Origin of the sequence: Paenibacillus sp. FSL H7-0716, from assembly GCF_038002705.1 — a bacterium.
Lineage (GTDB): Bacteria > Bacillota > Bacilli > Paenibacillales > Paenibacillaceae > Paenibacillus_AQ > Paenibacillus_AQ odorifer.
On the sequence record NZ_JBBODA010000006.1, the window covers coordinates 209890 to 233922 of the forward strand.

Below are 24033 nucleotides of genomic sequence, written 5' to 3' on the forward strand. Positions count from 1 at the left end.
AATAAATCGGCAAAAAAGTTAATATCACAGTTACATTCAGCAAATATAGCGGGAATTCTTTACCTTTACACTAAGAACAAGCTTAAGAACAGGCAGGTAGATAGAATGAAGGAAATTACAATCCACAGATTGGAAAAGAAATTCGGAGATGTGCATGCCTTGAAGGCTGCAGATCTGAAGATTCCCGCTGGAAGCTTTACGACATTACTCGGTCCTTCAGGTTGTGGAAAGACGACACTACTCCGTCTGATTGCTGGGCTGGAAACACCGGATGCAGGAGAAATTCTGATCGATGATGAGTTTATTTTTTCAGGCAGCAAAAGAATTAGCCACCCCATTCATCGCCGTAACTTTGGCATGGTTTTTCAAGATTTCGCCCTCTGGCCGCATCTGACTGTGTTCGAGAATGTAGCCTTCGGACTTCGAGCTTCCAAACAAAAAAAGAATTTACGGGTTCGGGTGCAGGAGGCGCTTCGATCGGTCAAGCTGGAGGGGCTGGAACTGCGTTTTCCACATCAGTTGTCTGGTGGACAGCAGCAGCGGGTTGCTTTTGCCAGAGCCGTAGTCATGCGCCCTCAGCTTGTATTATTCGATGAGCCATTAAGTGCGCTGGATGCGGTCTTGCGAGATGAAATGAGGCTGGAGTTAATCTCCTTGGTGAAAAACATGGGCATTACAGCCCTGTATGTGACGCATGATCAAACCGAAGCGATGTCTATGTCAGATGAAGTAGTTGTAATGCAAGGTGGCACTATTTTACAGAGTGGATCTCCTGAGGACATTTATCGTAAACCGAGTCATCCCTTTGTAGCACACTTTATTGGAAAATCCAACTGGATCGTTCCGGATAAACAGATGCTGCGTCCAGAACATTTACGCTGGTCTCAGGAGGATGCTTCCTTTCTTCCTTTTACAGGGACTATTCAGCATGTGAGTTATATGGGGGATCGCTATGAGATCATTCTGAATATGGAGCACAATGGGACTTGGACCGCTTATCATGATCGGCGCCTACCTGTAGGAGAAAAGATCCAGCTGTACGCTTCAGAACACCAGATCCATCATCTGAATTAAGCGTCCACTGCATGGAATGGCTCTATATGTAGCTGTTCCATGCAGCAAGATGCACACAACAATATTAGGGAGGCAATTACATTGAATCAAATGAAAAAGACAAAAGGGTTAAGTTCACTTCTTCTAACAACTGCACTTGGTATTACTTTAGTAGGCTGCGGCTCCTCGAACACCCCTGCGGCTAACGCAAGCAACAACCAAACCGATACTGCGGCGGCGACGCAAACTGAAGCCCCTCAACCAACAGAAAAGATACTAAGCGGCAATCTTGTCGTTTACAGTGCAGGCCCTGAAGGTTTAGCCAATAAAATCAAAGACGGCTTTGAAGCCAAAACTGGCGTTAAAGTTGAAATGTTCCAAGGCACTACAGGAAAAATACTTGCCCGCATGGAAGCAGAAAAATCCAATCCGGTCGTTGATGTTGTTGTCCTCGCCTCTCTTCCGTCCATGCAAGGAATGAAAAACGACGGATTATTACTTCCATATAAAGAAGCGATTAATGCAGACAAGCTGGTTAGCGATTGGTCAGATACAGATGAAGGTAACTATTTCAGTTACAGTGCATCCGCACTCGGTATTGTCTACAATACCAAAAAAGTAAGCTCACCGCCGACCTCCTGGGATGACCTCAGCAAAGCGGAATGGAAGGGTGCAGTCAATATCCCCGATCCTTCACTTTCCGGCTCGGCTCTTGATTTCATGACTGGGTATTTAAGTGCTAAAGGGGACAGTGGCTGGGAACTTTTTAAACAATATAAAAGCAATGAAGTAGCTATGGCAGGCGCCAATCAAGAGGCACTTGATCCGGTGATTACCGGTGCTAAATCCGTCGTTGCTGCTGGCGTAGATTACATGGCTTATAAAGCAAAAGCTGACGGAGAACCAGTGGATATCGTCTACCCTGCTGAAGGAACTGTAATCAGCCCTCGTCCGGCTGCGATCATTAAGACAAGCCCGAATGTAGATAACGCTAAGGCTTTTATCGACTACCTGCTCTCCGATGAAGCGCAAGCCCTTGTTGCCAAAGCCTATTTGCTGCCAGGCAGAACTGACGTGAAGGCAGAAAATCGTGCCAATCTTGAAGAAATCAAAACATTTGATGTGAATTGGGAATGGATGAACGAGCACGGCGATGAAGTTTCCTCGACCTTCACACAAATTTTTAAATAAGCGTAATGAATACTAACTCTTTGCGCTCATTTAAATGGGTGAGCGGTGGACTGGCCTTATTTATACTAACCGTGCTCGTGCTGCTGCCACTCCTGCTCATTTTCTGGACCAGTATTTATCCAGAGGGGCATCTCGACATAGCCGCACCACTACGAACCATTATGGGGAGCAATGACCTAGTAGAGGTGCTGCTGAATTCTATCGGGCTTGGGGTAAGCGTTATTCTGCTAACTACGTTGTTTGCGCTGCCTCTAGCCTGGATTATGGCAAAAACCGACTTAGGGCGCCACAACTGGCTGGATGTCGTGCTGTTAATTCCATTTATGACGCCACCTTACATTGGTTCTATGGGCTGGATGTTGTTTATGCAGACGGGCGGATATATGGAGCAGTTTCTGCCCTCCTCCTCCGTGCTTACACCATATTTCTTTAGCTATGGGGGTATGGTGCTGATCATGGGCCTTCATCTGTTCCCTTTCTTGTATTTGCTGCTGCGCAATGCGCTTTTGCAGATCGGGGGCAATCTGGAGGAAGCAGCCTCGGTTCACGGCGCCCCCTTCTTTTACAGATTTAAAAGAGTGATTATTCCTTTACTGCTCTCTAGCTATGGGCTTGGAGCACTGCTCATCTTCGTCAAAACAATTGCTGAATTCGGTACCCCTGCGACCTTTGGCCGCAGGATCGGCTTTTACGTTCTGACCTCTGAGATCCATAAATATATCTCCAGTTGGCCGATTGATTTTGGTAAGGCTACTTCACTAGCCTCCTTGCTGCTCGGAGTTTGTCTTGTCATGTGGTACATCCAAACTCTCATCAGCAGCCGCTACTCTTACCGTCTGATTGGCGGAAAAGGAACTCGTACTAAACGTTATAAGAGTACAGGAATCGTAGGGTTTCTTAGCTGGGGTTATGTTCTTATGTTGCTTCTGGCATCCGTCGGCATTCCTTATTTCTCTATCATAACAGCCTCATTATTGAAGCTTCGGGGAGAAGGCGTATCCTGGAGCAATCTAACCTTAAAACATTATGCAGAGCTGTTATCCCCGGGTTCGCAAGGACTTGAGGCCTTATTAAATAGCTTTACATTAGCTATCGTTGCTTCCAGTATCGCTGTTATTCTCGGGACTTGGTTTGCCTTAACGGTAGGAAAAGGGGCTACATTCAAGCAGAAAATTACAGATTTATTCAGCTTGCTTCCAAATACAGTCCCGGGAATTGTAATTGTAGTAGGGCTAATTCTGCTGTGGAATGCCCGCTGGATGCCTATCCCGCTCTATAATACCTACTGGATGGTTGTACTGACTTATGTCGTACTTTTCCTTCCTTATACTGTTCAGTATGTAAAAGCAAGCTATGGGCAGATCGATTCCTCTCTGATGCAAGCGGGACAAGTATTCGGAGGAAGTAAGCTGTATGTGTTCCGCCGTATCCTGCTTCCCCTCATCCTTCCGGGGATGGTAGCTGGCTGGATGATGACCTTCACCATTTCCAATCGGGAACTGGTAGCCTCATTACTCATTCTGCCACCTTCAATGCAGACCTCGGCAACCTATATTTTTGCCCAATTTGAACAAGGTGCGGTAGCCATGGGGATGGCCATGGCTGTTATCTCTGTAGGCATTACTACCCTACTACTATTAGTCTTAGAATATTTAAGCCCAGATAGAAAGCGGAGACAACAATGAGCAGACTAACGATTTGGGGAGGGGCCGGAGAGCATGGCCGTTCCTCCTATCTTTTGCAGGGCAAGGATTCACGAAATGGCATCCTGCTAGATTGTGGCGTAAAAAAAGAAGGCCCAGGGGAATACCCCCTACTTGATAAGGATATTATTCCACATTTGCAGGCAGTATTTCTGTCTCATGCGCATGAGGATCATTCCATAGCACTGCCCTTACTTTATAAACACGGATACAGAGGTAAGGTATGGACTACTAGATCGACCTCATTACAGCTTCCTGATTATTTCGAGGCCTGGGATAAATATGTGGCGGCTCAATCCGCCCCGCTCCCCTATGAGGAAATGGATAAAGAAGCTATTCAATTCATGTATTTAGAGGAGCATGTCTCCCCTCAAACTTGGCTGACGCTTGCGCCTAACCTTCGAGTTCAATGGGGACGTAGCGGGCATTTAGCAGGTTCGGTTTGGCTGGCCCTAGAATGGGAGGGCAAGACTGTATTTTTCTCGGGGGATTATTCGGAGGAATCGCAGCTGCTCACGGCAGACACACCAGCAATTATGGAAGCCGAAGCTAAAAATGTGGCTGATCTGTCCATTATCGATGCCGCATATGGGGCAGATCCTGATGAGCAGCTTGTAAAATTACAGCAATTAGAGATAGCCATCCATAACACCTTGCAAAAAGGGGGCTCCGTCCTCCTTCCCGTGCCTATCCATGGCAGAAGCCAGGAATTGATCGTATGGGCAAATGAATGTTTTCCAGATCATCAATTGATCGTTGAAGAAGCACTCGTCGCTCCTTTACGAGCTTTAAGCGACAAGGTGGAATGGCTGAAAGAGGACGCTATTCAGCGCGTAAATGCGCTTTTTAACAGAAAAAACTTGTGTGTTGTATCTAATTCGGACGAACGCGCGAAGGCAATGTTGAATCTTAAGGGAGCTATCGTATTTACCAATGACGGGATGATGCAGTCGGCTAAAGCACAAGAATACTTTCACCAGCTCTCTCTTTCTCCTGACAACCATGTGATTTTTACGGGACATTTAGCGGCGGGAAGCTTTGGACATCGTCTCGTTAAGCAAGCTATGATCGAAGAATCTAGCAGCGTACGCTGTACAATCTCACTTATCCGCTATAAAGTCCATCAAGGCTTGCCGGACATTCGCAAAATGCTCCAAACGATTCCCAGCCACCGGACAGTGCTCGTCCATGCTCCCAAACCACATATCGACCATGTAGCTTCTATATTAAAAGAAGAAGGTTTCACAGGACTATATTCTTTACAACCCGGCAGCACGCTTTCGTTCTGAAACTAATTTATGTAATATCATGAGAAAAACAGTGGGGCTCTTCCTTAGGTCTTAGTTCAGACTTTTGGAACAGCCCTTTTTATGATTCGTACCTATTATCTACTTACTCTTTCGTCGTGCCCGGGCGATCCTTAAAAGCTAGCTCAAACAACCCGGTTGCAGATAAGCCTGCAAGACCCCCAGCCCAAAGGCGAAGCACTAAATCAAGTTCGGTAAAAGGATACGCTACTAGGCCGATGAACAAACCTATCAATAGTCCGATAATCGGTACTGCATTACGTGGGATGTTGATACTATTTTTGACCAACTGAACCAGTGCCAGTACGAATACTGCTAATATAGAGGCGAACGCCATAACATCATCTAAAATTGTTCCAGTTTCCATCCTTTTCCCTCCTTAGCGGGTACTTATAATCTCAACCGTTCGAGTCGCAGAATCATAACCTACCTGAGCACCCAGCGCTTCTGCAATAACACGTACAGGGACGTAGGTGATGCCTTTTTCAAGCACTCCATCTGCAACCTTAACCCCGTTAACCTTTACGACAGCAATAACATCACTCTTCAATTCTTCCTCCTCCTTCCGATTGATGACCTTATACGCTGACTCCACCGCAGCTGTTGAGGGCTTTGTCCCTGCTCGTAACTGTGTGAGTGTTAACCCAAACGCCATTTGAAAATGGGGGTAATCCTTGAAGCTTGTCCAGTCGCCTCCCCACTCGAAGCCCAGCCCTTTTGCCTCCTTCACAACCTCCTGCCAATCTGGGATCTGGTTGTTATTTCCATCCCGGCACATATCCCAAGACACACTAGATCCATTCGGCAGCAAAAGAGCAAAATCTACGGCCAATCCAAAATTGTGATAGCTAAATCCGCCACGTGCATTGGTGACAATAGCTCCGGGCTTAGTTCGTCCTTGTGCGTATAGAGCATCCTGCTCGGCGATTGTGCGAAGTCCCTGCGTAATGAGAATGGGGATATTGAGTTTGTAGCAACGTTCGATTAAAGCAGTAGCAGCGGAACGGACTACGGGGTGTAGACCTGTTAGGCGTTGGGCTGATTTATTTTTCACCTGAGTTAATGTCAGCATGATGTTCCTCTTTTCTGTCTATCTTTTTCAGATAAATAAATTGGTCATATTTGCCGGAACGTGTCAGTATCGCTAATATGATAATTCCACCAGTTGTACCGAATTGGGCAATAGCCCAGCTATAATTTAGCCAAGTCAGCCATGTTGCCATGTCCACTCCTAGTAATTCTGCCAAACGGAATAGTAGAACGATAAGCATATTGAATGTATAAGCCAATAAGAAAAAAAGCATAGCCAGCATAAACACGCTGACCACACCTTTTTGGAATCTTTCGTAAAAATATTGCCTGTGGCGATAAATAATGTATAATCCGCAAGCCATAGTAGTGCCATATAGCACCAATAATAAAAATTCAATCATGTGCATCATGATCCCCTCGATCATAAACTAAATATTTGGCGAACCGGTTACGATCAATCTCCTCCTGAATTTCCTGCGAGACATTTTTATAATGACTTATGGTCAGTGTAACGCTGGTAGAGGCTCTGCGGAGCTCCATCTCTTTATCAACATGCCGGGGGAGAAGCAGCCGCCGAATCCATTGTGACAGCATTCCTAACTCCCCCTGTCTTCCGTATGGTCAATCTTCAGTTTCTTTAAGACGTCCAGTGTGGGCTGCATAAACTCCGAGCGCTCCTTATCCAAAATCGCTTGCAGACGATCCCGATCCTCCTCTGCCCGATCCAGCATTTCTCGCGGTACAAGGTTCCCTTTGACAATCGCACGCAATAACACCATCAGCACGATCATCAAAATGAAAGCAACAATATAAGCCAGCCCATACTTATCCGCCAGCGGCAGCAGCTTCTCCAATTGCGCAATATCCCCTTCGCCCATTCGTCCGCTCCTTTCTATAATGATGTTGATGCGTAATAGCCCCCGGCACCACCGAGGGCACAAAAAAACACGCTCCTGTGTGGATGCGTGCTAATTATTTGGCTGATGAAGCTTGCTCAGTCGAATCGTTTTCAGCAAAATGAATATCTGATCGTTTCTCGATAATCTGATCCTTTACCAAAATCTCATTATCCGGCTGCATGTTATAGGAAGAAATGATATTCTCTATCGGACCTTCCTCACGATCAGAACGAGTGATGCAGGCATTGGCCATCAAGCGGATTTTGGCAGCTGTTAATGAATTCATTTTCATGATTACAACTCACCTCCTTTTGGGTTTATATGCTGAGTAATTCAGCCATAATGACTTCTATATCTTGAAGCCTGTCTTGCAAAGCAGTATTCTCAGCACGGAGTTGCTCGACTTCGCTTAATTCTGGTGGTTTGTTAGCTTCTGCTTCTAGATATGCTTCCCATGCGGCTTCGAGTTCTTCTTCCGTTGGTTGCGGGGCGTCTAGGTTCCAAGCTGCGATGTATGGGCCACGTTCCTCTAGCACATAGTCAATGCCTTCAACCAATTCATCCAACGGCTGTGGGAGCAACACATAATCAATACCCTCTATCCATTCGGAGGGCCTTTTCTCAGCTGCTGACTCCCGAAGATACTTCTTCATGGGTGGGTCTTTAAGGTATCGAGGTTCAGGACCGTCATTCTGTATCATAAAGTCCCTCGATGGATCAGCCTGTGGGTATAGATACATTATTGCTAGTGCTTTATTCATGTTTATCCTCCTTTATGCACATCTTAAAACAGTAAAATGACTACCAATTGGAAAAGCTGTTATGTTATAGCCTCCAATATACACATAAATCTCGATATAATCTCCGCTGGAAAGCCCCATAACAGCTGCTCCCGCTATAGATGCATCATTCTGCTGCCCCGTTGTTATGTCTTGTAATCGTGTATGGAATGAACCATTTTTGAAAACATCCATTATTAAACGAGCCGCATCCGGTACCCATAGCAAACTTATTGACGCTGACACAAGATAAGTTCCTCCTGACTTTGAAGTAAACCGCGCTAAGGTTGTATTATATTCTGATAAATTATCCCAGCCCTTTGCCGCGTACAATAGCTTAGTTGTCGCACTACCTGTAATTGCTTGGTTAGCTGAAAGATTTGCTGAGAATCCACTTCTAGATGCAGTTGTATTATCTCCCCATGGGTTTATCACTCCAGTAGATAGAATTAGCCCACTATTTCCAGTAGTCGAAGGCAATGTTCCAACTGGCGAGGTTCCCGTAATAGAAATCCGCCCACCTTCGGCAGCATAAGTACCAACAACGTTTCCCAATCCTAAGTTACTGAAGCTAAACATATCAGCGTTTAATGCACCATATATTCCGTATCTCTTATTAGATGTGATGCATCCATACATATAAACTTTTGAAGAATTTCCTAATATTCCTGTATTGTTCAAGGCAGTAGAATCAGATTTACAGTAGAGGAATTGCACATTAATACTATCCCAAACTGAAAACGCATCGGTTGAAGTTGATATAGCCTTAATACCTCTTATAAGAATAGGTATGGAACATCTTGCAACAATCATATCGTTAATCATCAATGAATCATTAATAGCACCTGTACTCGGATTAAATGCAACTGACCCTGACCCACCTAATCCATATACAGAAACAGTTTCCGCATAAGTCCCATTTGCAATATTAATAACTATCGTGTGGTTAACAATCTGCGGAATCATGGTCACAGCTTTTGTTATCGTCCTAAACGCCCCACCCGCCGTATTCACCAATCCCGTATTATTGTCATTCCCGTCCGTCCGTACGTAGTACGTAATATCCGCTGTCGTCTGCTGAGGCGTAGTAACCAACGGCGCCTTACCATTCAACTGCCCCTGAATCCCACTAGTCACCCCATCCAAATACCCAAACTCTGCGTTCGAGACCACGCCAGTCCCAATCTTCGAAGCATCAATTCCGGCTGAAGCATTAACATCGGCGTTTACAATCACCCCAGCCGCAATCGCGGTAACCCCGTCACCAGTGCTAATAACATCCCCCGTGTGATTAGGGTGAACATAATTATTCGCTCCCGTAGCAATACCCGCCAGCTTCGTTTTCTCAGCTGCGGTGTAGTCGTTCGTAGATAGCTGTTTGCCAGTAACTTTATCGACCTTGCCATTAACGGCATTGTCCAAAATGTCCATATTCCCGTTCAGATCGGCAATATCAACGATATCTGTTCCCTCTGGCTTCTTTAAGCCCAAATTTCCTGTGGTTTGCATATGTCACTCTCCTATCTATAAGTTCTTAATTCGTTCCATGTTTTACTGTGAGCAGTCTCCCAAGTCAAGGCTTTAACAGAGTCCCACCAGGTATAGCTGAACACAAATTCATAAGCTAAATGCGCAGGTTTAATCTCTTCGATGATTTGAATCAACCCTGCCATATTCGGAGGAATCCCCAGTGTACTCACAAAATGAATCTCAAAACGGTACTCCTCAGGCACTTCCTTCACTTCAACCACTCCACCTGAAAAAGCTGACGCCGTCCGCTGAATCATCTCCGGTGTGGTGGTCCCATTTCCACGCAGCTTTGCCTTAATCATCTCTCGACGAGTGGCATAAGACTTGGATGGATCGCTGCTGAGTCCAAGTTCGGATTCCCAGCGACCAAGGCTCACTGTAGCCGTTTCAATAAACGCCTGATCCAGTACGTCAATAGTGCCTAACCTCAGTCCACCAATTTCTAGCCCTATAGTCTCCTGAAGCTTCTCCATTTCGCGGACATCCTTATAATAATCCGGCAAATACTGCATTAGATCAGGCGCCTCGACTTCACCCGGATGGCTCGAATCTTTATCTGCGGAATATTGCAATTCGCTGTATAAAGAGCTGCCGTAACTCATCCTCTACACCCCCTTCAGTTGATTCCAGGTTAGGGGGCCTTTGGGCAAATAGTCATGTGTATGCGCCGCTGGAGGAAATACCGTTGGTTTACCCGCTACCCCCGCCCAAGCTACACTATCCGCTTGTTGCGCAAAATCCACCTTGCCATTGTTATTCGTATCGTAAATGCTTTTCAGCATATCCCCGGTACTCTGCGCGGCTACCAGTAAGACATTACCAGCGGCAGAACCAATGTACAGCTTGCCACTGTCTGTACAATACCCAAGCTCACCAATAGCCAGCGCTTCAATGGCGCTTTCCAAGCCGCGGCGTATTTGAATCAATGTTTTTAGAGCCATTGTCCCGCCCCCTAAAATGTTCCGCCATCAATACTGGCCACGGTAAGTTTATTGCCATTCGCAGCATCATAAACGATACTGCTTCCATCCACACTTACAGCTACACCAGCTGCATCCACGGTGATTCCTTTTCCAGCGGTAACCGCAATCGCGTCTGCAGTGACTGTGATCCCATTGCCCGCACCAATGTTCAGCGTCACAGCATCGGCCTGACCCCCACCAATCAGCCCGTTCCCGGCTGTAATGGTCTGTAGTGCACCACCGGTACGTACCCATGCGCTGCCGTTCCAGCTGTAAATCTTCTGCTCATCATCGACGTAAGCGGTCCAACCGACGGCAGGAACATAAAATACCCAAGCGGCAGATTGGTATTCAACAATTTGATTCGTTTTGCCCGCCCATCCCCCGGTTGCCCCTGCTGGAATAATATAACGATCACCCTCAACCGGACTGGCAGGTGGAGCCAGCAGGTTCTGGTCTTTTACCGATGCTTGCGGTTCGATGTTATGCTTAGCCAGCTCAATTTCATTTTTAATCTTTTGCGCAGACCACAAGTCTGTAATCGTAGTCCCTGCATCATTGATTGTCCGGTGCTTGGCCACATCATCAATGTGAGTCTTGATCTCAGCGGCAGTCTTTACGTTTGTGCCATCCGATACTTTATTGATATGTCCCGCACTAATATCCGCTTTAAGCACCTTCGCATAGGTTGCTCCATCAGCGATATCATCAATTGTACCTGTCAGATCGGTAAGCTTCTGCGCATTCACCCGCCGCCAAGCTGCCCCATCATCAAAATATAAATATCCGCTGTTCGAACCCGTAGTCACGTAATACAAACGACCAACGGATCCTGCAACCGGACGCGAAGCTTCTGGCCCTGACAGCGCCCTGCCGACCATGGAATTGGACGTGCCGTCACCAATATAAACTTCCTTAGTATCACTGCAAAAACCAAGCTCACCTGCCTTCAACACGCCATAACTCGTTAGCTCAGCCTTTGTACCCCGCTTTATTTGTATGGTCTGTGCCATTTTACACCTCTCTTCTAAATGATCCTCCGTCAATCTGGCCCTTGTTCTTATAACGCTCTATTTCAGTTTGGACAGCGGTAAGACTCACCTGCAAACCGTTAATATCCTCTGCTTCAACCGTATCACCGGGGGTTTCGTAAGTAACATATACCTCAGGCACATCGGCAAAAATCTTAATCAACCGCCGCCAGGGCGCCTCATCCGGAAAAGACACAGTGAAATTGCGTAGCTCGATCCCGGAATACTGTGACCCTGTGTACACCGCAATGGTCTGATTATTAATATTGTCATGCGCTAGAAGACCACTATAAACGCCATTTACAAGCGGTAATCTCTCTTCGATAACATAGCTGCTACCGTTTGCTTTTTTATTAAGTTTTTCTTGAAAAATATCAATTTGCTCTGGATAACCCATGCTACACCTCCAGTAGAACGTTACCGAACAACGGTACTTCTTCTTCGTTCAACATCACATTGCCCGCTCCACTGTTCAACTTCAGCTCTGTGTAATCCGCGACTCCTTCAGTAGCAAGCAATAATGCCCCGATGACAGACTGACTGATATAGGTTGCTGAAAAAGCCTTCTCCTTGCGATATTTCTCAAGCATCACCTGAAAGCCTTGGTTTACAGCTTGCAGTGCATAGCCAGAAGCAAGGGTTACCTTGGCACTTATACTGATGTTTTTGCCCGCAGCCGGCGCCACGGTCACAACAGCCCCTACCGGTGCTTGTCCCTCACCAGCTCCTGAGACCGGATCAATATATTGCTGCACCTGAGCCGCCAACAGCTCGGATGCGGGTTTTTTTTCGGCGTCCACAATAATCACCTTCACAGTTTTAGGACCTTTCCATAATGGAAAAACACGTGCACCTCCCACACCCGAAACTTGCAGTGCCCACTCCATATAGTGATATTTATTTCCGCTAGTAGCTGGGCGTCTGGCTGAATCCAAATAACGCTGGCGTAGCGCATCATCCGTTTCAATGTCCTCCCCAGGGATCAGAAGAGAAGCTATTTCTCCGCGCGCGAGGTCTGAAATATAATCCACTGGCAGTAAAGAGCCAAAATATCGATTTCCTTCTTCTCCAGCGGTTTCACTTTCCAAGCGATACACTCCAGGAGATAACTTCTCCACAGCCGTATAATTCAGCATTTCGAGTGAGAAGCGGCTGCCGAGTGGAACATCCAGCAATCCCCCATCCGCCTTATAAAAAATCCCTTTCAGCTGTGCCTTGCTGGCTTCACGCCTTACAATGCCTGACCAGGAGATGCTTCGCTCCAAGTACTCTCCGGTAGCCGTATCTGCAAAATACAGATTATTATTCACATCCAGCTCAATATACATCTGTGCCAACTCAGCGGCTGCTGGAGCCAATGCGTCATAAATGATGCTGCCCTCGCGTTTATCCAATCCTGATGGAATCCGGTCCAACATCCGCTCTAAAATAGCCTCATACGTCTGATCCTCATACATCCTCATTCCACTCCTTTCTCAGCTGAAAATTTCCGTAACGTGTGACGACCTTGCAGTCAAAAGTTAGATTATCTGCGGTAAACGAAACAACAATATTCTCTAAGCTAAGGATTCGTTCATCCTGAAGTAGTGCCTCACTAACGATACGTCTGATTTCAGCTCTAACCAGCAGCCGATCCTTGCCAAGCACCAACCGCCACTCTGTTCCGTAATCTGAACTGTAAATCAGATGTTCAAACCGATCAGTTCGCAAAATTTTTGCCGCTGCCTGTTGAACTGCTTCTAGTCCATCCGTTTGGCCTGTAATCCTTCTTCTCTCCCAATCCATTCGGTACGTAAGACTAGGACTTTCCCCACGCTCAAGGTTGACCTCCCCCTCAAGCAGGGCCGTTATCGGTCCAGCTTTTCCAATCGCCGGGATCATATCGGGCTCACCAGCCGATCTAGAACAATGTAGCTTTGTCCGCCCTGCATTCGAACCATTAATACGCGGTCCCCACTCGCTAATCCCCGCCGAAGTATTACTTCTTTGCCCTCGATGGCGATCTTGCTTTCCATTACCGATTCAGGCAGCACTAACGCATTCCCCGATAAAATAAACCGCTGATCCACCTGGATCTGCAAAGGCGCTGCCTCCGTTACCGTTCCATAAGAAAAAGCCACGGGATTTGTACTTCCCACGGCTCCTAGACTAGCTTTTTTAATAATATCTAACATCATTTCTACACCACCTTAATATCGAGGGACATTGTATGCTCCCCTCCAGAAATCTTATGGCTGCATTGGTCTACCAGAAACAATTGAGTCTCGAATTCATCCAATAGGACATAAATGAAATTGCCTGCTCTTACACGCATATCACCAATCGCCTGCACGGAGAGACTGAGCTTTTCACGGTTGTGCATTTTCAGTAAATTGTTTGCCTTCTCCTGAACTTGGGCAGCATTCGCTTTGTCATCAGCCTTCTGATACAAGTGCAGGATACCCCAGCGTTTCACATTGTCCTTGTCACTAACCGGATAGAAATCACGTTTGCCCGATGCCTCGTTATCCTTGTACAGAAAAATCGTGTTGTACGTATCGTCATCAATACTTTTTTTGAGCGAATAATCGTACAGATAATGACCCGCTCCGAGCACCAGGTTAAGCAGCATAGAATCCGGTTTACGCAGCGTCAGCTTCCCAAAATCATCGTAAAAAGCCATCAACCGCCCCTTATACTGAAGCTCACTGCCGATGGCTCCCATAATGATGTCCAACAGCTTTTTGTCATCTTCAATTAAAGAAGGAATCCGGTACTCTGTCTCCTCCAGCACACCTGTCTTTAATCCGTAGTCCGTTGTTATTTTCTTGATCACATCACTAGCCGTAACATCCTGCAAAACATAACTACCATTGCCCAGCAAATAACGAATCTGATCATAGGCAGTCAGCTTAATCTCCTGATTCGAGCCGGTATCAATGCTGAACACAAATCCGTAAAATACATCCACATTATCTTTACTGAACTGAATAATATCACCATTGCTGATCCCGAATTTGGGGAGCTGATAGATTCCGCTGTCCACAAGCGTTAACTCTAGCGTTGACGGTTTACCTGACCGTGCGGTTTTCCAAGAAATATCTGAGACGATGCCAGAAATATCCCATAGATTCCCTTCTTTATTCTTCACTAGCAGTTCCATAACATCCTCCTACGGCAGCTTGATGACTTTACCGATGGGCAGCTTTTTCAGCTCACTATCCGGAATGCCATTAAGCTTCTGAATGGCTTTGTACTTCGAGCCATCTCCTAGGTTTTTTTGAGCGATGCTCCATAGACTGTCTCCAGCTTTTAAGGTATAGGTGGTAGGCTTTGCTTTTTCATTGGCCCGCTTCTGTTCCGCCTTCACTTCACCTTTGACAACCTTCACAGCTACCGCCTGATAGAATACGTATTTTTTGAGAGATAATGAATATTCAATATCCCCTGACGTACCCGCACTAAGCTTCCAAGTGAAACCTTCAATGCTCATAGCCATATTCACAGCAAAATCAATTTCTAAAGATCTATCCTCACTAATTGAAGATTCCTCTAGCCATTTCTGCGGTCTGTTTAACTTCTTTTCATCTTTTTTTGTATCATCGGGATACCTCACACCAGAGAACACAAACCGAATAGGCCGACGACTATTCATCCATTTCTTAATAAGCTCCACATATTCAAAAGGCCTTTTCAGTCCATCCTCTTGCACCAATACGAACGGATACCTTTGTGCCGGGAAAATACTTTCAACTGTGATCTCCGTAAGCTTCGGATAAGCAATCGTATTGATCTCACCCAGATCGATAATGGTATAGCTTTTTCCATCTCCACTCTCCTTGATTTCCAAGGTCTCTGGATTGACTGGCAGCCGGATTGCATCCTCCTGATTATTAAAACCCAAAAAAATCCCGTACTCTTCCACGTTACGTATACACCCCCTGCGCCGTAGAGACAAACTCCTCGTTCAGCTTTTGCCCGATCTTGTTGATAATCGTATCAATGTCTCCGGCATTGTTAATATTCCCGGTCGTCACCTGCACCGTCGGCGTAAGCTCCACAAAATTCTGGATCGCCTGAATCTCGGCCAGCTCGCGCAGCATTTTCAGATCATCACTGGAGATGTCTACGGTGTCGTTGATGGAGCCGAGCTCGTTCACACGGTTGACGGTGTTCAGATTAGTACTTTGGTTAGCTAAAATTCCTGTTTGTGAGCTTGTTGATCCACCTGTTTCCCCTTTAGCTTTTTCCGTAACCTCTTTTGCCTTCCTCCCTAAATCACTAAATTTTCCAGCGAAATCCTTCCCCTTTTGGGCGTAAGCATTAACTGTATCCGCATATTCTAAAAATTCTTTCTTCTCAGAGTTTTTCACAGCCTTATCACTGGTTGGGGCAACCAATTGGCCCTTCAAATTTTTAATCATTCCGCTCACAGCATGGGGTTCTTCAGGATTTAAATAATCTATTTTTATATTAGCTAATCCTTCTAATCCTGGTATTTTGCTCAACAAATCCAGTAGTTTCTTAACACTTGGTAACATTTTATTAATAGCTTGTGCTACTACCTTCATAAATCCGCCTGCAAAGTTTTCAGCACCAATTGCCATCTGATACATAAGATCCAAGAAGTTAACTGCTAAGTCGTAAATGAGCTTCTTAATGGCATAAACAGGATCTATAAACAAGTTCTGAAGAAAATCCTTAAAACTTATAAATATATTTTGCAAATATATTATAATATTCTGTATATGGACCCCTAACCAGCCAAATGCCCCTGCTATAGCTCCAACAACATCCCCTGCAGAAATACCTAACAACTGAAAAATCAAAATAAGAGCTGCAATAACAGCAATAACTACTAAAATAGGCCAGTTCGCTACCATCCATGCTGCTGCAAGGGAATACACCTGCACAATCATAGCTGCTAGATAGACAATGGCTATCGCTTCAAGGATCGGTTCAATCCAAGACCAGTTCTCCTGCACCACTCCAACCAACCATAATAAGCCATCCACTACCATGCCAATCACATTAGCAATGATCAGAAATCCATTAGCCATAGCATCTATAATCGGCATAAATTGGCCTGAAGTCAGCGCATTGTTCAAGGTATCCATCACTGGCCTTAGGGCACCCATTGCTTTCTCACCGATTTTCCCAAACGCTGCATCGGTATTCTTATTCAGTTCATTCCAGTCTTCAATATCTCCTGGTTTTGCCGCAGCTTTTACAGCTTTCTCCCCAAAAGACTTTACGGCATTAAATGGCTTTACCACATCAACTGTCTTGAGAAACTTCATAATTCTTGAGTCAGGAGTTGGTGGGGATGGTGGAACCGGAGGTTCCTTTTTCAGATTAATTTTGGGCTTGGGGATCGGATCAGCCTTAACCTCAGGCTTTTTCTCCTCTTCTTTCTTTTTCTCCTTCGCTTTTAGCCCTTTCCACCACTCTACCTTTTTCGCCTTTTCTTCTTCTTCAGCCTTACCTTTTTGCACACTTGGGGAGTTATTCAATGTTCGAAGCGCTAACTGTTGTGATTGTCCCGCTTGTTGGCTTTGCTCGATAACTATATCTCTGGAAACTATGACCTTAGGAGGAAGTCTCTTAAAACCTTCAAGCAGCGTATCATTGATGTCCTGCAAAGATTGGTTCACTAGATTCAGAGAACGGCTCATCTCATCGCTTGACCGCTTAACAACTACCTGCACTCCCTTGACCAATCGATTAACGATATCCAGATTGCTGTTCACACGAACACATTGTTTATTAACACTCTTCCAAATTGCCAGAGATTTCATCGGTAGCATTACGGCTTTAGATGCGTCTATCTTCATTCTCTCACCCCCTAACTATCTCTTCCTCGCCTTACTCCGTGCCTGATCCCGCTTCTCCTTCTCCACACGAACAGCAATCATCGCATATATTGCGGCGCGTTCGCGGGAAGACAGCTTCATCAGCTCATGGGGTAAAATGTGCAGCTCATGGAGGGCGTAATAAGCAAAATTAGCTTCACTATCGCCCTCGTTGATTAGTTTTTTACTTCATCCACCAGCTCGTTCATGTCCGTGCCAAAACCATTTAAGGCCTGCACCCGCTCACCTAACGCCGCGAATTCACCCGGAAGCAGCATTTTACGCAGCAGTGTCTCAGCGCCAAGTACGCCATAAGAACGCTGCAATTCAGCATTTTTTAGATCCGGATGCACTACACTTGAGGTCATCAGCTTCGCCATATAATCGTTAGGCTCAATTTCAGAGGTATAGACTCCGTTTTTACCTTTGACTTTGCGGGTTGCGGCCTTGCGGCATTCCTGATTCTCATCCTCAGTCATACTGCGCAGCTTCCAAGCTACCGCATTTCCTTCCTTATCCTTAAAACGCTGGGATACTACAAACTCCTCGGTCGTGTCACATGCTACATTTTGGGCAAAAAACAAACTTAATTCGCTCATTGTCTTCCTCCTAGAATTATTTATTTAGATGCTTCTCCTGCTACTAGCTGCCAATAGACAGAGAAGAGACCCGCCGCTCATTCTACGTTCGGGTCTTGCTTGCTCCAATCTATCTAGTTGTCTTAATTAAAGCCCGGAACCTGCCGGAGCACCAAAAGCTTGCACAATCTGCACATCTTCAAAGGTAAAGCTAACTTCTTCTTCCAGAGCGTCTGACTCTGTATCGAGTGAGGCCATGATGACGCTATCGAGGTTCACCCCTTTTAGAATAATCCGTTGTGCCCCCACGCTGGACGATGGATCTTCGTTCGTAACCTCAATATCGAAGTACTGATCAACACCCGTATTCATATAATCAAGCATCATCTGGCGGAAACGACTAGTCATATAAAAAATCGTCATCGAACCGCTGCCCGACCATCCAGTCGCTTTATGCTGAACACCCCGGCGGCCCAGTGTTTTCACCTCTGCCTTTGTTTTTTCTACTGTAGCCTCAAGAGTTTTCACATAGAACATCTCTTCGGTTTGCGTACCAATCACAGCATAAGCACGGCCCTCCTGGCCGGAAATCGTATCACTAGCTTTTAAAAATGCCATCTTAAACCACCTTCACTTTCATATATACTTTTTCTACGGAATCTACCGGTTTCACAGCCACATCCAGCACGATACTATCACTATCTGCACCAGCCACAACTACAACATCTGTCTGCGCGTTAAAGCCCTCAATCGCACCCATATCCTGCAAATCATTCATATAAGTCGCACACTGCGACCAGAAAAGAGCACGGCCATCTTCATTATTCGCGACCTTACCGATATAGTAGTTCTCAAAAATACGCTTCATATCATTCGCAATTCCATCCAGCACGCGCAGTACACGATTTTTGGAGAATGCTTTGCCTTTGTCCGGTGAAAACGCGGTAAATGTATTGATATCCTGTTCCACCACAGCCCGTCCGCCACTGTAAGTAAAGATAAGCTCTCCTTTTAGCAACGCAGCAGTAGTCTCAGAATGACTAAGTCTTACATCAGCATCCACCGAATCATCATACCCCTGATAAGTCAGCGATTCATTAACAGCTGCTGCTGCTGTAGCACCAGCTACCCAAGCAACGGCATTGACGTTATCAATCGTAGTTCCGTCGCTCAGTACTACCCCATTATTCACGCTAATCACACCTTCATGACCTGCAGCCGCATAATCGGATAGTACAGCCTGTATCTTTTTCCCTTCTGTATCCCGAAGCCGTCTCACAAAAGAACTGTAAAGTGCCTTCAGAGCACTATCCTGCGATACTAGACCCACGGTTTGGAATTCCTGCACCTCAAGAGCAGACAGGAAGTCACTATGTGCTCCATTCGTCACGGTTCCGTTAGCCCCCCCTGTAAGCGGCATACCTGCAATTAGCTTCAAGCCTTCTGCACCATTTTTCTGGAATTGAACATAATCGTTCGCGACCAACTCCTCAGCCGTTCCAACCGTTTGCTTGTTCAGTTCAGTTCCATTAAGCAACGTCTTTACATCAAAAAGAGCAGCATTCTCTATATTTTTCTCAATCAGAATCGAAAGATCATTTCCGCGTACACCGCCGTATTTAGCTGTTACCTGGAGGCCGTTATTTGTGACTGCCGCTTTAACGCCTTCATTCAATCGATAGAGCAGCAAGGTTCCCGCCCGTTTCAGCGCTTCACGCACTGGCAGTAGAGTCGGATGTTCCAAATCAACACCCAGCAGCTTATTCACATCATCCTGCGGGGTAATCTTCATGATTACTCCCGGCTCTCCCCAAGATAGGGCAAGCGCCAATGCCGTAATCCCGCGTTCTCCCATTTTGCCGATGGCACCTTGATTTGATGCTACATTTACGTACACCCCAGGGCGCACCTTATTTTGCGTTGTCCATGTTCCGCCTGCCATTAGTTCATTACCTCCTTATTTTTGAACAATCCCATAGATTGCTTTGCTTCTTCGAGCGTATAGTTCTTACCATCCTGCAAAATAACGTTCAATATATCCTTTTCCCTCGGCGTAAAAAGTGAGGAATTCACAATCTGTTCCTTACTAAACCCATTCCCGTTACTCCCTCTAGTACTCATTTTAATCGTTCTCCTCCAATCATTTGTCCCATCTTAATGCTGTCAGGCTTGTCGTTTTGCAAATACAACATATAGTCAACTGTAAACAGCGGTCCATGCCCTTCAGTTCCAGCTTCCCAAGCTTGCCTAACTACACGAAAAGCTCCACCCTCCTGCTCCATTCCTGCCATCGCCTCACTTAGCTTATCTGCCATTCCCTCAGCTTCCAGCAAATTGCCTTGCTCATAACGGATGCCAAAACGGTAGACCGCTAAATACCTGCCCTCCCGCTGCCGATCCAGTGTTGCTGAGATCAATCCGGGATGAAAATAAGCGGTTTGAGGTTTTTCTCCTTCTACATATACAGGCACATCAGGAAAATACCGTTCAAGTGTACTTGTAATGTGTTCTCGCAATTGTTGTACCGACATCACTCCATTCCTTTCTGATCTGCGACCGTTCGTCGATCCTTGATGGTGTTAACCTTCAACTGCATGAACATTAAGCAGACACCCCCTCAACTAGATTTAAGAAAAAAGGATACTATCCGAGGTTGGATAATATCCCTTCTTCATTAGGCAAATGCGAGAAGAATCTTTCACCGCTCGATTTGTTCTCATCACCCTTAGGGCGGAACTATTAGCAGAGCATTCATGCTCTTGCGGTGTTCTTTTGCTTCATTTGCCATGTTATAATCATACCCCCATATTTTCCTTGCGGAGAGGGTAAACGGACGAGGTTTTGACTAGCTTTGGGATGGTATAGAGCGGTTTTTTGGAGGTACACGATTGAAGACAAGCTAAAGAGCCTTGGTCCCTCCTTTTATGGACGGCAAGTTTTTGTGCGAGGATTATAAGGATAAAGTACATCCTTCAACTTATACTTTCTTATAATTCAAAAAAAGACCGCATCATCCGCTCGGACGATACAGTCTTCTTTACTAATCACACAATTCTATTTCTATTAAGTAATACTCATTTTCTCTTTCTTTACCCTAGGCGCAGTTATTACTAAAGTTTGCAGAGACAGTAAACCGAGATCCGTTAACGCTAATGCCATCTTGTAAAAAGCCTTCGAGCGTATCTTCACGTAAGTATCCTTACTTACCGGTGGATCAAACACATGATTGTAAATCGTATAATCGTACATCTCGTCTCTTCTCATATACCTTTCCCGTACCAGCTGCTGTTCTCTCGTATCGAGTCTCTCTACCACAGAGTCTATTGCGGAACAATAAGCTCTCCTTGCGGCGGGGATGTCCACATTATAAGAAGCTATCGCAGCAGTCTGATCAGTTACAGTGTTAGTAGGACCATGAAATCTTTCTGTGTATGAATAAGTTGTGCTAGCTTCTTTAGCTTCAAATGTAACGGTCTTAAAAATACGGTATTTCTCCAACATGCTCTCTATAGCGACCTGGGTTCGGCGACGGTCCAACTCTGGTAAAATTGATATGTTCATCATTTATGCACTCCTTTTGGGTTTAACTGAATGAGATTTAATTTGCGGAATTTTCCAGCCCAATGTGATAAAATAAATCTTGTTCGTATTATGTTCGTATTTTTCTATAATATACCACTTCTTTACCAATCTCGTAAAACCCCGTTTTAAGCTGTTTTTATCGAAAAAGAGCGTATATCCCTCCATTATCTTGCCTTTTGGCAATAATATACGCTTTGTTGTTTACCTATTGGCAAAAATGGCTTATATTATTATCATAAGGTTACAGCCAATAAGGAGTGAGTTGAGATGAAACAGGAATTCGGGGATTATATGAAGCATCTTCGGGAAACAAAGGGACTCACCATTAATCAATTAGCAGTAGCTGCCGGAATCAGCGGTTCGCAAATTTCCCGGATTGAGAATGGATTAAGAGGGGTACCTAAACCAACCACGTTACGCAAAATTGCTGAGGCCACTGGCGTCCCCTACGAGGAGCTAATGGATCAGGCAGGGTATTTGCAGGACCAGACTCTTTCAAGCGATGAGGCTGTCCCAGATTGGGCCACAAGCAAAGATAAAAGAGACTTTCGAAAAATGCTAGAGGATGATGGAGAACTGATGTTTGACGGGATTCCATTAGACAAAGAAGATAAACAGAGGATAAAAGATGTACTAACCGGATTGTTCTGGGAAGCCAAACAGATGAATAAGAGAAAAAAATCCAAAGACACTAAATAACTATACTAACATGCTGCAGGTGAAGAACATGGATGAACTGATCAATAGTCTGATTAAAAAATATAAAACCAACTGCCCGTTCGAGCTTGCCGCAGCACTAGGCATTCAAGTTCGCTTCATGAACCTGGGGACTGGCACAAAGGGATTATATTATCGAAAACTAAGAAGAAGGTTTATCGTCATTCATAATGAGTTGCCTGTAGAATGGCAGCGGTTCGTTTGCGCGCATGAATTAGGACATGATCGGCTTCACAAGGGGATCAATCGCTTTTTTCTGGAGGAAAGCTCCTATTTCTCTCCTGGGAAGCTTGAACGTCAAGCTAATGTCTTTGCTGTAAAATTACTATCTTCGGGAAGAAGCCCCGAACAAGAGGAATCATGGAGAAACTATTATCTACGGATTGGGATTCCACCGGAAGTCCGATTTTTTTTGGAGGAATAATAGAACATACGTTCTTATATTGTATTTATATGTATATTAAGTACATAACAAAAAAAGCCCTTACCGAAGTAAGAGCTTTTGAGCAGCGATTAAGCTGAGTATCGGGATGACACGATTTGAACATGCGACCCCCTGGTCCCAAACCAGGTGCTCTACCAAGCTGAGCTACATCCCGTTACTATAAAATTATGGAGCGGGTGATGGGAATCGAACCCACGCTATCAGCTTGGAAGGCTGAAGTTCTACCATTGAACTACACCCGCAAAGGTGAAAATCGGGATGACACGATTTGAACATGCGACCCCCTGGTCCCAAACCAGGTGCTCTACCAAGCTGAGCTACATCCCGTTATAAATACTATAATTGCTTAATAATAAAAATGGCGCGCCCTGAGAGATTCGAACTCCCGGCCTTTTGATTCGTAGTCAAACGCTCTATCCAGCTGAGCTAAGGGCGCAAAATTATGGAGCGGACGACGGGAATCGAACCCGCGACCCTCGCCTTGGCAAGGCGATGCTCTACCGCTGAGCCACGTCCGCAATAAGTGGTGCGCGTGAAGGGACTTGAACCCCCACGTCGTGAAACGCCAGATCCTAAGTCTGGTGCGTCTGCCATTCCGCCACACGCGCATGATAATAATAAAAGTGAGCCATGAAGGACTCGAACCTTCGACACCCTGATTAAAAGTCAGGTGCTCTACCAACTGAGCTAATGGCTCGCACTTGGCTGGGGATATAGGATTCGAACCTATGAGTGACGGAGTCAAAGTCCGTTGCCTTACCGCTTGGCTAATCCCCATTGATGGTACCTCTATGTTGCCCATAATCTCTTAGGAAGATTATGGTGGAGGCTGAGGGGATCGAACCCCCGACCCTCTGCTTGTAAGGCAGATGCTCTCCCAGCTGAGCTAAGCCTCCATATCTATGGGACCCTCTAAGGGTAAGTACAAGTAAAAGTTGGTGACCCGTATGGGATTCGAACCCATGTTACCTCCGTGAAAGGGAGGTGTCTTAACCCCTTGACCAACGGGCCTTGCAAATCTGTGGAGCTCTCAACCGGATTCGAACCGGTGACCTCTTCCTTACCATGGAAGCACTCTACCTGCTGAGCTATGAGAGCATGGCTCCCCGAACAGGACTCGAACCTGTGACAACTCGATTAACAGTCGAGTGCTCTACCAACTGAGCTATCAGGGAATATCCGCTTGGCAACGTCCTACTCTCCCAGGACCCTTCGGTCCAAGTACCATCGGCGCTGGAGGGCTTAACGGTCGTGTTCGGGATGGGTACGCGTGGAACCCCTCCGCTATCGCCACCAAACGGGCATTTACAGCGTAAATGCTCAGGCTTAATCGCCTGAAAACTGAATCCGAATTGAATTTGCGTCGCCCGTCATCTCTTCGGGGCCCCCGGAA

At 45.7% G+C, this 24033-nt stretch carries 30 protein-coding genes, 12 tRNA genes and 1 rRNA gene; 6 read left to right on the forward strand and 37 right to left on the reverse strand.

The window, feature by feature from the left end; translation table 11 throughout:
* The first annotated feature begins 105 nt into the window (after window positions 1-105).
* The 4 genes from MHH60_RS10610 (at window position 106) to MHH60_RS10625 (ending at window position 5236) form a co-directional block, all read left to right on the forward strand.
* Window positions 106-1074, forward strand: coding sequence for an ABC transporter ATP-binding protein (locus MHH60_RS10610; protein ID WP_076099886.1), 969 nt, complete (start codon window positions 106-108; stop codon window positions 1072-1074).
* 90 nt (window positions 1075-1164) lie between these two features.
* Window positions 1165-2244, forward strand: a complete 1080-nt coding sequence (locus MHH60_RS10615; protein WP_076138388.1) for an ABC transporter substrate-binding protein — start codon at window positions 1165-1167, stop codon at window positions 2242-2244.
* Window positions 2245-2249: 5 nt separating this feature from the next.
* Entirely contained in the window at window positions 2250-3929 is a 1680-nt protein-coding gene (locus tag MHH60_RS10620; RefSeq protein WP_076138360.1) for an ABC transporter permease, read from the forward strand.
* Window positions 3926-5236 (forward strand): MBL fold metallo-hydrolase, encoded by a 1311-nt coding sequence (locus MHH60_RS10625; protein ID WP_076138358.1) that lies wholly within the window; start codon window positions 3926-3928, stop codon window positions 5234-5236. The genes MHH60_RS10620 and MHH60_RS10625 overlap by 4 nt, the downstream gene beginning before the upstream one ends.
* Before the next feature lie 103 nt (window positions 5237-5339).
* Here the strand turns inward: MHH60_RS10625 and MHH60_RS10630 are convergent, their stop codons facing one another.
* The 24 genes from MHH60_RS10630 to MHH60_RS10745 all read right to left on the reverse strand — a co-directional run bounded on the left by MHH60_RS10630 (window position 5340) and on the right by MHH60_RS10745 (window position 21457).
* The gene (locus MHH60_RS10630) at window positions 5340-5621 is read right to left on the reverse strand and encodes a holin (RefSeq protein ID WP_076138357.1); all 282 of its coding nucleotides are present in this window, start codon (window positions 5619-5621) and stop codon (window positions 5340-5342) included.
* A gap of 12 nt (window positions 5622-5633) precedes the next feature.
* The gene (locus tag MHH60_RS10635; protein WP_076138356.1) at window positions 5634-6326 is read right to left on the reverse strand and encodes a M15 family metallopeptidase; all 693 of its coding nucleotides are present in this window, start codon (window positions 6324-6326) and stop codon (window positions 5634-5636) included.
* Entirely contained in the window at window positions 6298-6711 is a 414-nt protein-coding gene (locus tag MHH60_RS10640; RefSeq protein WP_143766775.1) for a hypothetical protein, read from the reverse strand. Before MHH60_RS10640 ends, MHH60_RS10635 begins: the two co-directional genes overlap by 29 nt.
* Window positions 6680-6880, reverse strand: coding sequence for a hypothetical protein (locus tag MHH60_RS10645; protein ID WP_036681274.1), 201 nt, complete (start codon window positions 6878-6880; stop codon window positions 6680-6682). The genes MHH60_RS10640 and MHH60_RS10645 overlap by 32 nt, the downstream gene beginning before the upstream one ends.
* A 2-nt stretch (window positions 6881-6882) precedes the next feature.
* A complete protein-coding gene (locus MHH60_RS10650; RefSeq protein ID WP_036681272.1) occupies window positions 6883-7164 on the reverse strand; it encodes a hypothetical protein in 282 nt (93 codons plus the stop codon).
* A gap of 94 nt (window positions 7165-7258) precedes the next feature.
* Complete coding sequence (locus MHH60_RS10655; protein ID WP_076138354.1) at window positions 7259-7477, reverse strand: hypothetical protein; 219 nt, start codon at window positions 7475-7477, stop codon at window positions 7259-7261.
* A 25-nt stretch (window positions 7478-7502) separates the two neighbouring features.
* Window positions 7503-7946 (reverse strand): XkdW family protein, encoded by a 444-nt coding sequence (locus tag MHH60_RS10660; protein WP_076138353.1) that lies wholly within the window; start codon window positions 7944-7946, stop codon window positions 7503-7505.
* Between the two features lie 12 nt (window positions 7947-7958).
* Entirely contained in the window at window positions 7959-9473 is a 1515-nt protein-coding gene (locus MHH60_RS10665) for a hypothetical protein (protein ID WP_076138351.1), read from the reverse strand.
* Between the two features lie 11 nt (window positions 9474-9484).
* On the reverse strand, window positions 9485-10096 hold the full coding sequence (locus tag MHH60_RS10670) for a putative phage tail protein (RefSeq protein WP_076138350.1): 612 nt from the start codon (window positions 10094-10096) through the stop codon (window positions 9485-9487).
* 3 nt (window positions 10097-10099) lie between these two features.
* Window positions 10100-10435: a hyaluronate lyase N-terminal domain-containing protein gene (locus MHH60_RS10675; RefSeq protein WP_076138349.1), complete on the reverse strand. Its 336-nt coding sequence runs from the start codon at window positions 10433-10435 to the stop codon at window positions 10100-10102.
* 11 nt (window positions 10436-10446) lie between these two features.
* A complete protein-coding gene (locus MHH60_RS10680) occupies window positions 10447-11469 on the reverse strand; it encodes a DUF2793 domain-containing protein (protein WP_076138348.1) in 1023 nt (340 codons plus the stop codon).
* 1 nt (window position 11470) lies between these two features.
* Complete coding sequence (locus MHH60_RS10685) at window positions 11471-11884, reverse strand: hypothetical protein (protein ID WP_036681259.1); 414 nt, start codon at window positions 11882-11884, stop codon at window positions 11471-11473.
* Window position 11885: 1 nt separating this feature from the next.
* The gene (locus MHH60_RS10690; protein ID WP_076138347.1) at window positions 11886-12944 is read right to left on the reverse strand and encodes a baseplate J/gp47 family protein; all 1059 of its coding nucleotides are present in this window, start codon (window positions 12942-12944) and stop codon (window positions 11886-11888) included.
* A complete protein-coding gene (locus MHH60_RS10695; protein WP_076138346.1) occupies window positions 12937-13368 on the reverse strand; it encodes a DUF2634 domain-containing protein in 432 nt (143 codons plus the stop codon). Before MHH60_RS10695 ends, MHH60_RS10690 begins: the two co-directional genes overlap by 8 nt.
* On the reverse strand, window positions 13365-13661 hold the full coding sequence (locus MHH60_RS10700; protein WP_076138387.1) for a DUF2577 domain-containing protein: 297 nt from the start codon (window positions 13659-13661) through the stop codon (window positions 13365-13367). Before MHH60_RS10700 ends, MHH60_RS10695 begins: the two co-directional genes overlap by 4 nt.
* A gap of 5 nt (window positions 13662-13666) precedes the next feature.
* A complete protein-coding gene (locus tag MHH60_RS10705; RefSeq protein WP_076138345.1) occupies window positions 13667-14629 on the reverse strand; it encodes an XkdQ/YqbQ family protein in 963 nt (320 codons plus the stop codon).
* Window positions 14630-14638: 9 nt separating this feature from the next.
* Window positions 14639-15391, reverse strand: coding sequence for a LysM peptidoglycan-binding domain-containing protein (locus MHH60_RS10710; protein ID WP_076138344.1), 753 nt, complete (start codon window positions 15389-15391; stop codon window positions 14639-14641).
* A 1-nt stretch (window position 15392) separates the two neighbouring features.
* The gene (locus tag MHH60_RS10715) at window positions 15393-17300 is read right to left on the reverse strand and encodes a hypothetical protein (protein WP_076138343.1); all 1908 of its coding nucleotides are present in this window, start codon (window positions 17298-17300) and stop codon (window positions 15393-15395) included.
* Between the two features lie 194 nt (window positions 17301-17494).
* The gene (locus tag MHH60_RS10720; RefSeq protein WP_076129761.1) at window positions 17495-17917 is read right to left on the reverse strand and encodes a phage tail assembly chaperone; all 423 of its coding nucleotides are present in this window, start codon (window positions 17915-17917) and stop codon (window positions 17495-17497) included.
* Between the two features lie 126 nt (window positions 17918-18043).
* A complete protein-coding gene (locus tag MHH60_RS10725; protein WP_036681245.1) occupies window positions 18044-18514 on the reverse strand; it encodes a phage tail tube protein in 471 nt (156 codons plus the stop codon).
* A 1-nt stretch (window position 18515) separates the two neighbouring features.
* Window positions 18516-19838, reverse strand: coding sequence for a phage tail sheath family protein (locus tag MHH60_RS10730; protein WP_076138342.1), 1323 nt, complete (start codon window positions 19836-19838; stop codon window positions 18516-18518).
* Window positions 19838-20017, reverse strand: coding sequence for a hypothetical protein (locus tag MHH60_RS10735; protein WP_076138341.1), 180 nt, complete (start codon window positions 20015-20017; stop codon window positions 19838-19840). Before MHH60_RS10735 ends, MHH60_RS10730 begins: the two co-directional genes overlap by 1 nt.
* The gene (locus tag MHH60_RS10740) at window positions 20014-20427 is read right to left on the reverse strand and encodes a phage tail terminator family protein (RefSeq protein WP_076138340.1); all 414 of its coding nucleotides are present in this window, start codon (window positions 20425-20427) and stop codon (window positions 20014-20016) included. Before MHH60_RS10740 ends, MHH60_RS10735 begins: the two co-directional genes overlap by 4 nt.
* Window positions 20428-20959: 532 nt before the next feature.
* Window positions 20960-21457 carry an ArpU family phage packaging/lysis transcriptional regulator gene (locus MHH60_RS10745; RefSeq protein ID WP_076138386.1) on the reverse strand — a complete coding sequence of 166 codons (498 nt, stop codon included), beginning with the start codon at window positions 21455-21457 and terminating at the stop codon, window positions 20960-20962.
* Between the two features lie 288 nt (window positions 21458-21745).
* Here MHH60_RS10745 and MHH60_RS10750 point away from each other — a divergent pair, with 288 nt between their 5' ends.
* Both MHH60_RS10750 and MHH60_RS10755 read left to right on the forward strand, forming a co-directional pair.
* Entirely contained in the window at window positions 21746-22177 is a 432-nt protein-coding gene (locus tag MHH60_RS10750; protein ID WP_076129758.1) for a helix-turn-helix domain-containing protein, read from the forward strand.
* 28 nt (window positions 22178-22205) lie between these two features.
* Window positions 22206-22619: an ImmA/IrrE family metallo-endopeptidase gene (locus tag MHH60_RS10755; RefSeq protein WP_076138385.1), complete on the forward strand. Its 414-nt coding sequence runs from the start codon at window positions 22206-22208 to the stop codon at window positions 22617-22619.
* 101 nt (window positions 22620-22720) lie between these two features.
* On the opposite strand, the gene MHH60_RS10760 is transcribed toward MHH60_RS10755, so the two are convergent.
* From MHH60_RS10760 to rrf, 13 genes are all read right to left on the reverse strand, one after another.
* Window positions 22721-22794 (reverse strand) — tRNA-Pro (locus tag MHH60_RS10760).
* Between the two features lie 14 nt (window positions 22795-22808).
* A tRNA-Gly gene (locus MHH60_RS10765) sits at window positions 22809-22882 on the reverse strand.
* Window positions 22883-22893: 11 nt separating this feature from the next.
* Window positions 22894-22967, reverse strand: a tRNA-Pro gene (locus MHH60_RS10770).
* Between the two features lie 32 nt (window positions 22968-22999).
* Window positions 23000-23076, reverse strand: a tRNA-Arg gene (locus tag MHH60_RS10775).
* Between the two features lie 7 nt (window positions 23077-23083).
* Window positions 23084-23158: transfer RNA gene (locus tag MHH60_RS10780), tRNA-Gly, on the reverse strand.
* 6 nt (window positions 23159-23164) lie between these two features.
* Window positions 23165-23248: transfer RNA gene (locus MHH60_RS10785), tRNA-Leu, on the reverse strand.
* A 16-nt stretch (window positions 23249-23264) separates the two neighbouring features.
* A tRNA-Lys gene (locus tag MHH60_RS10790) sits at window positions 23265-23337 on the reverse strand.
* A gap of 5 nt (window positions 23338-23342) precedes the next feature.
* A tRNA-Gln gene (locus MHH60_RS10795) sits at window positions 23343-23417 on the reverse strand.
* Window positions 23418-23460: 43 nt separating this feature from the next.
* Window positions 23461-23536: transfer RNA gene (locus MHH60_RS10800), tRNA-Val, on the reverse strand.
* A 40-nt stretch (window positions 23537-23576) separates the two neighbouring features.
* Window positions 23577-23651, reverse strand: a tRNA-Glu gene (locus MHH60_RS10805).
* An 11-nt stretch (window positions 23652-23662) separates the two neighbouring features.
* Window positions 23663-23738 (reverse strand) — tRNA-Thr (locus MHH60_RS10810).
* A gap of 1 nt (window position 23739) precedes the next feature.
* Window positions 23740-23815: transfer RNA gene (locus MHH60_RS10815), tRNA-Asn, on the reverse strand.
* A gap of 6 nt (window positions 23816-23821) precedes the next feature.
* A 5S ribosomal RNA gene (rrf, locus tag MHH60_RS10820) occupies window positions 23822-23938 on the reverse strand.
* Window positions 23939-24033 lie beyond the last annotated feature (95 nt).

Coding starts and splice junctions, on each gene's coding strand:
- MHH60_RS10665 (WP_076138351.1), bottom strand. CDS start 9,473: ATGCAAACCACAGGAAATTTGGGCTTAAAGAAGCCAGAGGGAACAGAT.
- MHH60_RS10740 (WP_076138340.1), bottom strand. CDS start 20,427: ATGTCGGTACAACAATTGCGAGAACACATTACAAGTACACTTGAACGG.
- MHH60_RS10615 (WP_076138388.1), top strand. CDS start 1,165: ATGAAAAAGACAAAAGGGTTAAGTTCACTTCTTCTAACAACTGCACTT.
- MHH60_RS10680 (WP_076138348.1), bottom strand. CDS start 11,469: ATGGCACAGACCATACAAATAAAGCGGGGTACAAAGGCTGAGCTAACG.
- MHH60_RS10755 (WP_076138385.1), top strand. CDS start 22,206: ATGGATGAACTGATCAATAGTCTGATTAAAAAATATAAAACCAACTGC.
- MHH60_RS10610 (WP_076099886.1), top strand. CDS start 106: ATGAAGGAAATTACAATCCACAGATTGGAAAAGAAATTCGGAGATGTG.
- MHH60_RS10685 (WP_036681259.1), bottom strand. CDS start 11,884: ATGGGTTATCCAGAGCAAATTGATATTTTTCAAGAAAAACTTAATAAA.
- MHH60_RS10745 (WP_076138386.1), bottom strand. CDS start 21,457: ATGAACATATCAATTTTACCAGAGTTGGACCGTCGCCGAACCCAGGTC.
- MHH60_RS10720 (WP_076129761.1), bottom strand. CDS start 17,917: ATGAGCGAATTAAGTTTGTTTTTTGCCCAAAATGTAGCATGTGACACG.
- MHH60_RS10705 (WP_076138345.1), bottom strand. CDS start 14,629: ATGGAACTGCTAGTGAAGAATAAAGAAGGGAATCTATGGGATATTTCT.
- MHH60_RS10690 (WP_076138347.1), bottom strand. CDS start 12,944: ATGTATGAGGATCAGACGTATGAGGCTATTTTAGAGCGGATGTTGGAC.
- MHH60_RS10630 (WP_076138357.1), bottom strand. CDS start 5,621: ATGGAAACTGGAACAATTTTAGATGATGTTATGGCGTTCGCCTCTATA.
- MHH60_RS10735 (WP_076138341.1), bottom strand. CDS start 20,017: ATGAGTACTAGAGGGAGTAACGGGAATGGGTTTAGTAAGGAACAGATT.
- MHH60_RS10700 (WP_076138387.1), bottom strand. CDS start 13,661: ATGTTAGATATTATTAAAAAAGCTAGTCTAGGAGCCGTGGGAAGTACA.
- MHH60_RS10715 (WP_076138343.1), bottom strand. CDS start 17,300: ATGAAGATAGACGCATCTAAAGCCGTAATGCTACCGATGAAATCTCTG.
- MHH60_RS10655 (WP_076138354.1), bottom strand. CDS start 7,477: ATGAAAATGAATTCATTAACAGCTGCCAAAATCCGCTTGATGGCCAAT.
- MHH60_RS10660 (WP_076138353.1), bottom strand. CDS start 7,946: ATGAATAAAGCACTAGCAATAATGTATCTATACCCACAGGCTGATCCA.
- MHH60_RS10675 (WP_076138349.1), bottom strand. CDS start 10,435: ATGGCTCTAAAAACATTGATTCAAATACGCCGCGGCTTGGAAAGCGCC.
- MHH60_RS10750 (WP_076129758.1), top strand. CDS start 21,746: ATGAAACAGGAATTCGGGGATTATATGAAGCATCTTCGGGAAACAAAG.
- MHH60_RS10670 (WP_076138350.1), bottom strand. CDS start 10,096: ATGAGTTACGGCAGCTCTTTATACAGCGAATTGCAATATTCCGCAGAT.
- MHH60_RS10695 (WP_076138346.1), bottom strand. CDS start 13,368: ATGATCCCGGCGATTGGAAAAGCTGGACCGATAACGGCCCTGCTTGAG.
- MHH60_RS10650 (WP_036681272.1), bottom strand. CDS start 7,164: ATGGGCGAAGGGGATATTGCGCAATTGGAGAAGCTGCTGCCGCTGGCG.
- MHH60_RS10730 (WP_076138342.1), bottom strand. CDS start 19,838: ATGGCAGGCGGAACATGGACAACGCAAAATAAGGTGCGCCCTGGGGTG.
- MHH60_RS10620 (WP_076138360.1), top strand. CDS start 2,250: ATGAATACTAACTCTTTGCGCTCATTTAAATGGGTGAGCGGTGGACTG.
- MHH60_RS10645 (WP_036681274.1), bottom strand. CDS start 6,880: ATGCTGTCACAATGGATTCGGCGGCTGCTTCTCCCCCGGCATGTTGAT.
- MHH60_RS10625 (WP_076138358.1), top strand. CDS start 3,926: ATGAGCAGACTAACGATTTGGGGAGGGGCCGGAGAGCATGGCCGTTCC.
- MHH60_RS10635 (WP_076138356.1), bottom strand. CDS start 6,326: ATGCTGACATTAACTCAGGTGAAAAATAAATCAGCCCAACGCCTAACA.
- MHH60_RS10725 (WP_036681245.1), bottom strand. CDS start 18,514: ATGGCATTTTTAAAAGCTAGTGATACGATTTCCGGCCAGGAGGGCCGT.
- MHH60_RS10640 (WP_143766775.1), bottom strand. CDS start 6,711: ATGATCGAGGGGATCATGATGCACATGATTGAATTTTTATTATTGGTG.